This is a genomic window from Streptomyces sp. NBC_01017 (assembly GCF_045162795.1).
In the GTDB taxonomy this organism is placed as follows: Bacteria; Actinomycetota; Actinomycetes; order Streptomycetales; family Streptomycetaceae; genus Streptomyces; species Streptomyces machairae.
On the sequence record NZ_CP108683.1, the window covers coordinates 10,427,275 to 10,439,823 of the forward strand.

At 66.9% G+C, this 12,549-nt stretch carries 7 protein-coding genes and 1 pseudogene; 2 read left to right on the plus strand and 6 right to left on the minus strand.

Going from position 1 to position 12,549, the window contains the following annotated elements; all coding sequences use genetic code 11:
• Nucleotides 1-8 precede the first annotated feature (8 nt).
• Nucleotides 9-911 carry a Ku protein gene (locus tag OG331_RS47710; protein WP_406191811.1) on the minus strand — a complete coding sequence of 301 codons (903 nt, stop codon included), beginning with the start codon at nucleotides 909-911 and terminating at the stop codon, nucleotides 9-11.
• 1,656 nt (nucleotides 912-2,567) lie between these two features.
• Between OG331_RS47710 and OG331_RS47715 the strand changes: the two genes are divergently transcribed.
• Entirely contained in the window at nucleotides 2,568-3,812 is a 1,245-nt protein-coding gene (locus OG331_RS47715) for an IS110 family transposase (protein WP_406190426.1), read from the plus strand.
• Nucleotides 3,813-4,181: 369 nt separating this feature from the next.
• Complete coding sequence (locus OG331_RS47720) at nucleotides 4,182-6,158, plus strand: PxKF domain-containing protein (RefSeq protein WP_406191809.1); 1,977 nt, start codon at nucleotides 4,182-4,184, stop codon at nucleotides 6,156-6,158.
• A gap of 684 nt (nucleotides 6,159-6,842) precedes the next feature.
• Here OG331_RS47720 and OG331_RS47725 read toward each other — a convergent pair.
• From OG331_RS47725 to OG331_RS47745, 5 genes and pseudogenes are all read right to left on the minus strand, one after another.
• On the minus strand, nucleotides 6,843-7,181 hold the full coding sequence (locus OG331_RS47725; protein WP_406191807.1) for a carboxymuconolactone decarboxylase family protein: 339 nt from the start codon (nucleotides 7,179-7,181) through the stop codon (nucleotides 6,843-6,845).
• Between the two features lie 529 nt (nucleotides 7,182-7,710).
• A complete protein-coding gene (locus tag OG331_RS47730; protein WP_406191805.1) occupies nucleotides 7,711-7,971 on the minus strand; it encodes a hypothetical protein in 261 nt (86 codons plus the stop codon).
• A gap of 1,603 nt (nucleotides 7,972-9,574) precedes the next feature.
• A complete protein-coding gene (locus OG331_RS47735) occupies nucleotides 9,575-10,867 on the minus strand; it encodes an IS701 family transposase (protein ID WP_406191803.1) in 1,293 nt (430 codons plus the stop codon).
• A gap of 74 nt (nucleotides 10,868-10,941) precedes the next feature.
• The gene (locus OG331_RS47740; RefSeq protein ID WP_406191801.1) at nucleotides 10,942-11,322 is read right to left on the minus strand and encodes a hypothetical protein; all 381 of its coding nucleotides are present in this window, start codon (nucleotides 11,320-11,322) and stop codon (nucleotides 10,942-10,944) included.
• 867 nt (nucleotides 11,323-12,189) lie between these two features.
• Nucleotides 12,190-12,451, minus strand: a pseudogene (locus OG331_RS47745) (transposase); the annotation flags it as partial.
• Between the last annotated feature and the right edge of the window lie 98 nt (nucleotides 12,452-12,549).

The following is a 12,549-nucleotide window of genomic DNA, read 5'->3' on the forward strand; positions in this document are numbered from 1 at the left end:
CGTGGCGGTCAGGCGCTCCGCGGCTGGCGCCCCGCCGACTTCTTCGCTGCGGTCTTCTTCGCAGGAGCCTTCTTCGCAGTCGTCTTGGCGGTCTTCTTTTTCGGCATCTCGTGCACCTCGGCGTCCTCGCCGCGGGACGCCTTGGCCTTCTGCACGGACTCCTGCAGCGCCGCCATCAGATCGACCAACTGGCCCGGCTTCTCAGGCTCCGGCGCCTCGGGCAGCGGCCTGTCTTCCCGTTTCGCCTCGATGATTTCGGCGAGGGCATCCGTGTAGCTGTCGCGGAACTCTTCGCCCTCCAGGCTGTCGCGGGTCATCGAGTCCATGAGGGAGAGCGCCCCGTCGATCTCCTCGTCGGTGAGTTCCACCGGCTCGGGCAGCAGCTCGGTGGGGTCGCGGATCTCGTCCGGCCAGCGCATCGCATGCAGCACCAGCGTGTCATCGCGCACCCGCACGAGGCCGAGGCGCTCGCGGCCAGACCATGCGTAGCGTGCGACGGCGACCTTCGACGAGCGACCCAGGGCCTTCACCAGTAGCTTGTACGGCTTCGCCGCGACCTGCCCCTTCGGTGCCAGGTAGTAGCCGTCGCCGATGCGGATCGGGTCGATCGACTCCAGCGGCACGAACCCGGCAATCTCGATCGCCTTCGCCGTCGGCAGCGGCAGGTTGCTCAGGTCTTCATCGGTGACGGCGACGACCTGGTCCCGGGCGTACTCGTAGCCCTTGCCGATCTCCGACTGGCTGACCTCGCGGTCCTCCAGCTCGCACACCTTGCGCACCCGGACGCGGCCCATGTCCTGCAAGTGGTACTGGTGGAACTGGATGCTGTGGGTCTCGGTGGCGCTGACCACGTTGATCGGCACCGTGACCAAGCCGAAGCTGATCGCGCCGGACCAGATGGTTCGGGGCATGACTAACCTCCGCGACTACCCCGAGCACCACCAGACTATGAGCGCCACAGTCGCCACGCATGCGCACACAACCCAGGCCCACACCGTGACGTCACGGCTAACGCACAGCGCCCGCGGCTGGCCTAGCCCCCGACCTTCTCTACCTCATCAAGCCCCGCCCTTCCGGGCGGGGGGCGGGGATCCCTCTCGGTCCACAGCCTGTGGAGGCCGGCCGACCTCGGCCGTGGCGCACTTGGAATTGACAAGACTCCACAGCTCCACCACGGGACACCGCAGCCTCTCTGTGCTCAAGCGCCCTCGGCGCAGCACCGTAGCCCCTCTTGGTCCAGGGCCCACGGCGTCGTGGCCCAGGTAGGGGCTCTTGGTCTTCGGCCATCCGGTCGCGCTGTCCCCATGGCTTTCCGGCCGCCGCTACGCAGGATCACACCCCACCGGCCCGCACTGCGGGCCGGCGCGGGCTCGGGGCTCGGGGCTGCGCTCCTGCCTTCGGCCCGCGCCGCCCCGGCCCCGGCCCCGCGCCACCATCGTTGCCCCGGGATGATCCGCGTTTCACGCTCTGGCCCGCCCAGGGGCCGATGCACCGGACCGAGCCTGAACCCCCCACCATGGCCCACACCACCAGGCCCGACCCGAGGACAAGGCACCGCACCATGGCCAACAGCACCCGATCCGCGCGAACCCTCAAAAGACGCTTTGATCCAAAAGCAGGTGCGCCACGGCTGAGGTCGGGCGGCCTCCACGGGCTGTGAACCGAGAGGGACGAGTGTTGTGCTCCTGCCTGAACGCAGCCACGGTCAAAGCCGATGCCTCCGGCGGGGGATCGGCCGGCACCGGGATCCAGGGGGCGCCGTTGCCGACTGCGGGCACATTGTGGCGAGCGTTGAGGGGCTTCCATCCCGTCCGCCGTCGACCCAGGCAGAGCCGAGCAGACGCGGCCCATGGCGTCCAGGTCGTTCGTACAGTGGCGCGCTCCACCTGGACGCCATGAACCACGCCCGCTCCACCACGGTGTGGGTCGACGGCGGACGGGATGGAAGCCGGGGCCAGTGGTGGGCTGATGCCGCAACGGAAGCGACGCCGGGCCCTGCAAGGCAGCAACGACTTCGGACAGTCCTCAGCCGTCGCCGACAAGCTGCGACCCCCCGGGCGTGGAGCCGAGTAACGGATGGCCGGCGGGCGGTCCGGGGAACCCGTGAGAGTTGCCTCGCGGTGCCGGAACGGCTTCCGGAACCCGTTCCGGCCATGGAGACGCGCCGTGTGCCACGGCCTGCGACGGAGTTGTCCGGGCAGTCGGCAAGGCATGCGGCTGGTACCGCACTCTGCCCTCACGGTACGGAAGGCACTGGTCAGCAACCCAGCGCACCTTCGGTGCGCGCCGGGGGCGTGGTAAATGGTGTGGTGTGCTGCGGGTGCTTCTCGCGCGCTCTGCCGGGTTGGTGCGATGGCCGCGAGCATGATCGTGGGCTGGTCGTTCCGGTCGAAACCGACTCCTCTGTGATGCTGTGCAGCTCGTTGGTCAGCATGGTGCTGAGGGCCGTCCACGGGAACCGTGGAGTGTTGCTGTGAGCACGGGTGTCAGATTCCTGATTTGCCCTGGCCCTCCCGGAGCGGGCAGTTCCTGTGGACTGTCTGCTCGGCCGGAAGGGGAACGGGACCATGGATGTGCTGCACGAGCGGTGCGCGGGGATGGATATCAGCAAGAAGGACGCCAAGGTCTGCGTGCGGACGCCGGGTGGCAAACGCCGGGGAACGTTCACCAGTGAGATCACTACCTGGGGTGCGACCACCAACTCGGTCCTTGAACTGCGTGATCATCTGGTGGCGGCAGGCGTGACGCTGGTAGTGATGGAAGCGACGTCGGACTACTGGAAGCCCTTCTACTTCCTGCTCTCCGAGGACTTGAATGTGATGCTGGTCAACGCGCGGGAGGTCAAGAACCTGCCCGGCCGCAAGACTGATGTCTCGGACTCGGCCTGGCTGGCCCAACTCGGGGCGCACGGCCTGGTGCGGGCTTCGTTCGTGCCGCCGCAGCCGATCCGCGAACTGCGGGATCTGACCCGGATGCGCACTCAACTCACCCGCACCCGCGGACAGATCGTCCAGCGGCTGGAGAAGATGCTGGAAGACTCCGGGATCAAACTCTCCGCGGTCGCCGCCGACATCATGGGTGTCTCCGGCAGGGCGATGCTGGAGGCTCTGATCGCCGGTCAGGACGACCCGCACGCGCTCGCCGACCTGGCCAAGCGTCGCCTCCGCAACAAGATTCCCGAGCTCACCGAGGCATTGACCGGGCGTTTTCGCGAACACCACGGCTTCCTGGCCCGCGTCCACCTCGACCACTACGACCACCTCACGACCGCGCTCGACACGCTGAACACGAGGATCGCGGAGGCGATGTCTCCCTTTCGGCCCGTCCTGGAACTCCTGGACACCATCCCGGGTGTCAACCAAACCACCGCCGAAGTGATCGTCGCCGAGACCGGCGGCGACATGAGCCGCTTCGCCAGTGACAAGCATCTCGCCTCCTGGGCCGGCGTCTGCCCCGGCCATCACTCCTCCGCCGGCCGGAGCAAGACCACCAAGGTCCGGCCCGGAAACCCGCATCTCAAAGGCGCCCTGGGCCTGGCCGCGTTCGGTGCGGTGAGAACCAAAGACACCTATCTCCAGGCCCGCTACCGACGCCTGACCGCCCGCCGGGGCCCGATGAAGGCCCTGGTCGCCATCGAACACTCGATCATCACCGCGATCTGGCACATGCTCACCGACCAACGGCCCTACCACGAACTCGGCGGCACCTACTTCACCCAGCGCGACCCCGAACGCGCCGCCCGCAAAGCAGTCGGCCAGCTCAACCAGCTCGGCTACCGGGTCACCCTCGACCCGATGAACAGCGCGGCCTGAAACTCCGTCTACCCAGACACCGGACGGCCCTCGCATCACCACCGCCCGGTCACCACCCCTGCCCGAAAACGCCCTGACCTGCATGTATTTACGTGTCAGCGGGTGTTGTGATGTAGGTCTCTCATCCGGCCGGCAGATGCGGTGTCCCAGGATCGACGCCGCTCCGCGCTGTCCACCGTCTCCAGGCGAGGCAGCACGGTGGCACGGGCCCTGTCCGCCACCCAAGGAGCCAGGATGTCCACCACGTCTGCCCCACCCTCACAGCCCGATGCAGCCCCCGTCACACCACGCAGCAGACGGCGTACACCCCGGCGTCTCGCCGCGGCCATTGCCTGCTGCCTGACCGCAGCCACCGTCGTACCCCTGACCATGACGAGCAGCGCATCGGCCGCGGACGGACCCTGCGAGACCGCCGGCCACACCGTCACCTGCACCTACACCGGCACCGGCACCGAACAGTCCCTCACGCTGCCCGACACCGTCGACACCGTCGACATCACCGCCACAGGCGCCGCAGGAGGCGACGCCACCCTCGCCAGTACTTTCCTTGGAGCTGGTGGCCGGGGGGCGATCGTCGACGCCCACGACGTGCCGGTCACCGACGCCGCAGTCACGGGCCACCAGCGGACCCTGTATGTCATGGTCGGCGGCCGCGGCGTCGACGGGAAGGCCCTCGGTGGAGGCGGCGAAGGCGGCTTCAACGGCGGAGGCGGAAACCCGCAAGCCGGCTCCACCTACGCCTACGGTGGCGGCGGGGGCGGTGCCAGCGATGTACGCACCAAGCCCGCAAGCGTAGCTCTCACCGAACAGGACAGCCGCCTCGTGGTCGCCGGCGGCGGCGGAGGCGCCGGAAGACGCGGCGGACAAGGCGGCACTGCAGCAGGCCCCGGCGGCATCAACGACTACGAGTCGGGCTACGGCGGCGGCCTGGACGGGCAGGACGGCGGCGGCTTCGGCACGCCCGGCGGCGACGGCGCAGACTCCAGCGGCGTTTTTTCCAACGATCCGCGCACGGGCGGTGAAGGGGGCGGAGGCGGCGATCCCCACGTCGCCGGAGGCGGAGGCGGCGCATCCCCCGACAGCTATGTCAATGGTGCCCCGTTCGACGGCGGACCCGGCGGCGGCGGGGGCGGTACCACCGGCGGCAAGGCAGGCCAGCCATGGGACTCGGACTACAGCGGAGACGTCGACGCGACGGACGGCACTCTCGGACAGGGCGGAAATTCAGGAGTCATAGTGTCGGCCGCGGCCGCGGGTGGTGGCGGCGGCTATTACGGCGGCGGCCCCGGCGGAACCGAGGCTCCGCTTTCCAATGCGGGGGGTGGGGGTGCGGGTTCGTCGTACTCGGTGACCCTCGACGCCACGGTCGTTCCGGTCCCCGCGGACAATCCCGTTCCATCCCAGGTGGTCATCTCCTACACCGTGCCGGACCTGGAGGCGGTGTTCACCGACTCCCTGCCCGCCGCGAAGATCGGCGACGACTACAGCCACCTCCCGATCACCGGACCGCCCACCGGCGGCACCGCCCCCTACGCCTACACCGCCACCGGCCTGCCCGACGGCCTGGACATCGACCCGGACACCGGACTGATCACCGGCACCCCCACCGGACCCGCCGCAGACGACCAGCCCGTGACCGTCACGGTGACCGACGCCGGCACCGGCAGCCTGCAACAGTCCGTCACATCGCAGGACTACACCCTCGACGTGAACAAGGCGGACAGCAGCACCACCCTGTCCTCCAGCCAAAACCCCTCGGCACCGGGCGAGTCCGTCGTCCTCACCGCGCACGTCGACAGCAATACCGCAAGCCCCGGCGGCGACGTGGTGTTCAGCCGCACCGGGAGCAGCACCCCGCTGGGAACCGCCCCGGTCGAGGCCGGTAGCGCCTCCTTCACCGTCCCCGCCGCATCCCTCAACGCGGGCGACAACGCCTTCACCGCCGCCTACCAGGGCGACAGCACCCACAACGGCTCCGCGGGCGAGATCGTGCAACGGGTGCAGTACACCACCACCGATCCCTTCTTCCTCTCCCCCATCGACCCCGACGCCGTCAACCTCCTCAAGGCCGGCCAGGCAGTACCCGTCAAATTCACCCTCGACGGCAACCAGGGCATGAACGTGATCGCCGCCGGCTACCCCCGCTACACCCGAACCGCCTGCACCAGCGAGGAAACCGTCGACCTCACCGACGAGACCACCACCAGCCAGGCCGGACTCACCTACGACAACGGCACCTACAGCTACGCATGGAAGACCAAGAAGGACTGGGCCGGCCAGTGCGGCACCCTCAACATCAAACTCGCCGACAACACCACCCACACCATCCAGGTCCGCTTCAAGTGACCACCTGAACCACACCCCACACCCCACCCCCCACCCCGAAAGGAACAACACCCCCCCTCACAACCCAACCAAGACCCCGGGCCCTCACCAGGCGTGCACCCCACCCCGGCGAGGGCCCACCCGCGACATCAGGCACCGAGGCGGCAACCCCAACACCCCAGCCGTGCCCCGCACAAGCCCTCCGCAACCGGCCGACCAACCCCGCAAACCCCGGTGACCGCCCCGCCCGAAGTCCGCACCGCGCAGGCGCTCCAGGCGGCCGGTTCCACGTGCACCATCGGATGACCCAACCCCCTTAACGGAACGTAAAGTTGGACCAGCCTCGCGACGCTCTACTCCTGGTCGCGCGCAACGTCAAGCGGGCCGCTGATGTCTGACATCACCGGCTGACATCAACAGCCACGAACAGTCCCGGCTGGCGCCGAACCCTGACGGCCGACTACCGGGGACATGCCGGACGAGGGACTGGGACAGGCCGAGCAAGGGGCCCAGAGCCAGGCTCTGACTGGCGGCCAATAGGTAGGCCGTCGACACATCTGTGTCGGAGCCTTGGGCGCTGATCACTGCTGGCATGATCACAAGCAGCCAGGCCAGCAGAGCCGGGCCGACGTTGACCGCCCAGCAGCCGACGGCCAAAACGGCAGGACACCGGAGGCACGTTGACTGCCGGGGTGGGTCCCTCCCTCAGCCCTTGGCCTTGGCCTCGGCTTCGATCTCGGCCTCGGCTACCGCGATCGTCATGCCAAGCGCCTCTGCGATGTTGCGCGCAGCCGTCATCACGTGGGCGGTACCCACGATGGGGGCGACGGCGACCAGGACGTCCTGCACCTGGGCGGCGGTCAGGCCGGCCCTGAGAGCAGGATCGATGTGAGCGAGGTAGGAGATGGGAGGCGCGTCCGAAGCGGCGAGCGCGGCGATGCGAGTGAGGATGAGTGTGTCCGGGGGCAGCCCACATCGCTCAAGAGAGTCGACCGTCATGGCGACGAGAGTGTCCAGGACCGGGGTGTCGGATGCTGTAGCCATTGCGAAGGGCCTCCTAAAGGCGCTGACGCTCCGAGACGGGCGCAGCGGAGGCGGACAGAACAGGCATCCGCAGGCGCCACGTTCTCCCTCAACCGTAGAAGCGTTCCGGGCATGGCGCGCGATGAGCCACGAGACCCGGCAGAGCGCGAAAGCCGTCCGGCACCTCGGCGAGGCGGTACAGCAACGAAGTACAGCAACCCCAGCAACCGCCAGCGCCCCGCGCCGGCCATCACAGGCGATCCGGCAGCCTGAATGACCTCAAATGACCGATCTCTGGAGAGCTACGGATCAGAAGTTGCCCGTGCCCCTGCCGTGGGAACACCGGGCAGTTACGGTTGCCGGACATGAGAAGGGCCCCTGACCAAAAGCCCAGTTCAGGGGCCCTTCTCAGTGCTCGCAGAGCGGAGGCGGTGCGATCTGAACCCACGGTGCCATCGCTGCCACGACGGTTTCAGGAGTGTCAAGCAGCAAGCCCGTCGCCCCCGTGGCACGCAGTCAAACGCCTCAGGGGGCTAAGGCTGATGCGTTCTCAGGCGTCGAGCTCGAGTAGTTGGAGTGCGTGGTCGGTTCGTGACCGGTAGTGGTCGGTTGGCGGCGGAGATGTTGTCCAGCCTGCCTGGCGGATGAGGCCGATGGCGAGGTTGCGCATGGTCGCCATCGTCCTGGGGGCAGGTGACGGGCAGGGCAGATCGACGTCTCCGCCGTGGCGCTCGAGAACGTCGATCAGCGAGGATGGCGCGCGAACGCGACACCCCTGTTCGTGATCAAAGGCTTCGAGAACCTTGACCATCAGGGGTCGCATTCGCCGCATCCAAGCGGATAACTAGCCATCAGGTCACGTAAGCCCACAAGTAACCTATCTTGCCGCGTGAGACCGCACGAACCCTGGCCTCCCAGGCCCCGACAGTCCGTAGCCGTCGGGGCCCGAGTCGACGGCGTCCCTCAAGAAGCCACGGTGGCGCAGACTGCAAATACAGAAAGAGTGAGATCTATTGTTCCCGTGTTCCTCCCCTGCACAAACCACGCATCGGTGTCGGGAAGGCTGGTTTCGACCACGCCGCCTGCCGCGCTATTGAAGTTGAACCCGCCTCCGAGGACTTTTTTACCTGTTGGACACTGTGCCTCATGAAAACGACCTTGCCCAGGCGGGACTATTACTATGCTTCGCACCTGTATCCAACCGGAAATTCCAGGTTCGCCTTGTGGGCCGGGTTCGCCTTTCTCGCCGGCGGCACCGACCTGGCCTTGAGGCCCTTGAGGCCCTTGAGGACCTTGAGGACCCTCAGGGCCGCGGGGACCGACAGGGCCGCGGGGACCCCGAAAGCCCACGGTGCCCCATTTCGTGCACCAGCGGTAATACTTAATCCAGCACGCATCGCTGCTTTTGTCTGGCGCAAATCGCGATGAAGCTACTTCCGCTACGGCTGATGAAGGATTGGGGCTGGCTGCGGCTGTTGCTGGTGTGGCGAATAGGGGCAGGAAGGCTAGGGGTAGGCTCAGTCCGAGTGCGGCGGCGAGGGCTCGCCTACCCGTTCGCGACGGTTGCAAGGCCGCAATGCGTGGCCATATTTGCCTCCCCTGCCCGTGTTTGACAAACGGGCGTCCCGCACCGTTTGCCGTGTTCGCAGCATCGCTCGTCGTATGACGGTGGGGTATGCAACTGGAGGGCTGCTCGCGCTTGACGGGGGACGGCTCGTGCTCGGCTGGGGTGATCTTGTGGGTCGGGTGTGAAACCTGACGGTCGTTTCTCATCTGGGTTCTCCATGGACAGACGCCGACTGCTTTGGCAGTAAGAGGGGGAGTCCAGGATGGCTCGATGCCAGTCGTCGCGGTTGCCCGTAGGGTTAAGGTATCGGGCAGTAGTTTTTATTGAGCCGCTTTCAGGCTCTCGGGCCGAAGGCCGGACCGCTGTAGGTTCTGCTGAACCGGGCCGCCGCAGCGAGTGTCGAGGTCGGTGACCATAGGGTTGATCGCGATCGCCTTCCGCTTGCGGGCTGGCAGCATGCCGACGAGCAGTTCGCGGGAAGTTTCGATCCCTTTCGAAGTCGGGTTCTCAGCCGTGTCGCCCGTGCTCTGTAAGCAGCTCCAGGTCGACTACTGTACATGCCTTCTATTCACCCAAAGTGATCGCTCGGCAGTCTCCGCTCTTGCTGCCGTTTGATGCTGCTACCGCCGTTTAGGCATTAAACCTCCGTGGCGAACGGTCCGATAATTACTTCTTGCGGAGGGTCATCTGATCAGGCGTCGCCACACAACGGAACGGTGTCGTCGTCGTGCATCGTGTCATTAGCGTCGTTGGGGACTGCGGGCACTCCTCGGAACAAGGGACTGGTAAAAGCGCTGCCGCGGAGTTCGTAGCGTCCGGGGGCTGTCACGGCAGCTGTAGTTCTTGATCACGGCTGGTCGTGGCAGCGGTGTCGTTGCTGGTGGCAGGCGGTTGCGACGGCTTGGTGACGGCGCCTCCAGGCGATCCAGCGCAGGACATGATCACGGTCGCGGGCGGCTGGGGGCAGCACGATGGCCCGCAGGAGACGGATGAGCTCGGGACAGGTCAGCGGGACGAGTCCGGGTTGCCGCTCGGAGCCCTCATGGATGGCTGCGGCCGTGAGAGCGAGGACGACGGCGGCGAACAGGGAGAACAGTGACCAGCGCATCCAGGAGTTCCAGCAGGTCACCTGACCCTGGTCGAGCCCGGTGAAGCCCTTTGTGAGCTGGAACGTTTCCTCGATCCGCCACCTGCGCGAGATCACTTCCATCAGTGTGGCGAGGGCGACGTCGCCGGGTGCCCAGCAGCGGAAGTAGGACACCTCGCCGGTGTAGCGGTGCCGCCGCGCGACCAGCACGCTCGTCCCCGCCCCGGCCGCGTTCTCGTTCTCGTTCTCGTTCTCGTTCTCGTCGGGAGTGTCGTCGGGGCGGACGTCGAGCCAGGCCCAGTCGTACTCGCGGGTGCCCTTGGTGCCGTGTCCGGTCTGCCGGCGCATCCACTGCTCGGGACGCACCTTGTTGATCAGTTTGCGGGCCTCCCACCGGCGGCCGCCCCCGTCGGTGACCTGGTACGTAGCGGCGATGCCGACCGTGTAGCCCAGACCCAGTGAGCGTATGCCCCGGCGCAGTTCACGCCCGCAGTACACCTCGTCGCCCGCGAACCAGCGTGCCTCGATCCCCGTGGCGAGTGCGCCGGTGACCATGGACAGCGCCTGCTGCGGCTTCGTCGCGAACCCGACCTCCTCCGGCACCCCGGCGACCTCGCGGCGTTCCTCGTCCGCGGCCCAGTCCGCCGGGAGATACAGGGCCCGGTCGATGATCACCTTCGTGGTCGCGGAGACCGCCGCCAGATGCACCGCCACCTGACACAGACCGACACCGCCGATCGCACCCGAGTACTGCCGTCCGGCTCCCACACACTCCGTCGAGGACTTCGCATCGCCCGTCTCGTCCACCACCAACACCACGTCCTGCCCGGCGAGTTCACCGGCCACCAGGCGGACGATCTCCTTCCCCGCCCGATCGTGATCGAACCGGGCACGGGACAACAGGTGCTGCAGCCGGTGAGGGCCCGGATGTCCCAACGCCTGCCCGAGCGTCCAGCAGTTCCGCGTGTCCACCTCCAGCAACAGTCCGGCGACCAACTCGGCGGCTGTCGCCCGCGTTTCACGCCGTGTGAAACAGCCCGCGACGGTTGCCATGACCCTCCCGAATGTCTCGCCCCACGTCTGCTCCGCTATCGTGGCCTCCGCGGCCACCGTGTCTTGATACGTCGTCACAAACGTTCATGATCGCGGTGGCCGTCCTCATGCCCGCACGCACCCCCGACAAGACACTGACCAGCCCAGACGCTGGAACTACAGCTGCCGTGGCTGTCGCCGTTACCCTTCTGCAGGTCTTGGCTGTTCATCACCGGCTGGATCTCGATCTTCGCGCCGAGCCCCTCGCAGAGGGGCTCCGCGATCGTGGGCAGCAGTGAACTGTCCTGCATGTCGAAGACGAAGGTGCAGGATCGCCCGCCCCCGGTGGGGACGAAGTAGGCCGCCTCGGGCTTGAGTTGTTCCGTCATCGACTGCATGACCTTCGGCAGTGTGCCGTTCTTGATCGCCTCATTCGACATCTGAGTGTCCAGCTGCGCTCTCAGCATGACCCTCATCGCACGCGCTCCTTCCGCCCACCACGACCGGCGCGGTCCCGTCCACGCTCGCTGAGAACCGGTGACGTCCCGCTCAGCCTCCCTCGGGGAGAGTTATGCCTGCACCCGGAGAACTGGGTTGACCTGCGTTAACCTGCGTTGACAACCGGGTGAGTGTCTAACTGCGTGACAACGCCGACGCACACTGGCGGACGAGCGGGGACGCCTACGGACCATCAGCGCAGACGGGCGGCACATCAGCCGATGGCCGAGCGCCCGCCCAAGTTCCTTCGGGACGAAGAGGTCTCGCTCTCAGTGCCGAGTCCGTGGGCCATGCCTGGGCCAACGCACCTGACGCGCCACATGGTTGATGCATCGGTGCAGGTCAGGGCCAATAACTGCCGCGGCAGGGCAACGGTCTTGAAAACCGTCGTGGCAGCGGTGTCACCGGGGGTCCAGATCCCGCCGCCTCCGCTCTGCGAGCACTGTGAAGGGGCCCTGCTCACGTCCGGCAACCGTAACTGCCCGGTGTTCCCCGTGGTTCCGCGCACGATCGGGTACGGCAGGGGCACGGGCACGGTGATGTGCAGCTCTGCAGAGATCGGTTGTTGGAGGTCATACAGGCTGCGGGGAGGGTCGTGAGAGCGGGTGTCGGGTCCTGAACGGCCGTGAACGTAGCTGAACGAGACGGAAACCGAGGGCCCGTGACCGGCTGCCGAAGCCACCGTTGCCGGTCGGAGCTAGTAGACTGTCGTGGCTAATTCTTGGGATAAAGGTGGCGCAGTTTGATGCGTGCGTCATGGGTGGTGAACTGCCAGTCCACTTGGCGTTGGTGGGTGTTGGTGGCGTTCTGCCAGGCCGAGAGTTCGGTGTTGAGTGTGTCGAGGTCGCCGATCCGGCGGTCGAGGCATTGCCGGGTCAGCGCGGAGAGTTCGATCTCGGCGATGTTGAGCCAGGAGCCGTGTTTGGGTGTGTGGTGGATCTCGAGGCGCTGGGCCAGGGCGAAGGCCTCTTCTGGTTCGAATGCCTCGTACAGGGAGGCGATGGTGTGGGTGTTGAGGTTGTCCATCACCAGGACCACGGTTTCGGCGTCGGGGTAGTCCACGGTCAGTAGCTGTTTGACCTGGCCGGCCCAGTCGATCCGGGTCCGTCGGCATGTCCAGGAAGGACATCTTCGGTTGCCTGAATCGCCTTATCGCCCGCGAGGTACCGGCATCTGAGACAGGCCGAAGCGAGCAGCGACTGTGC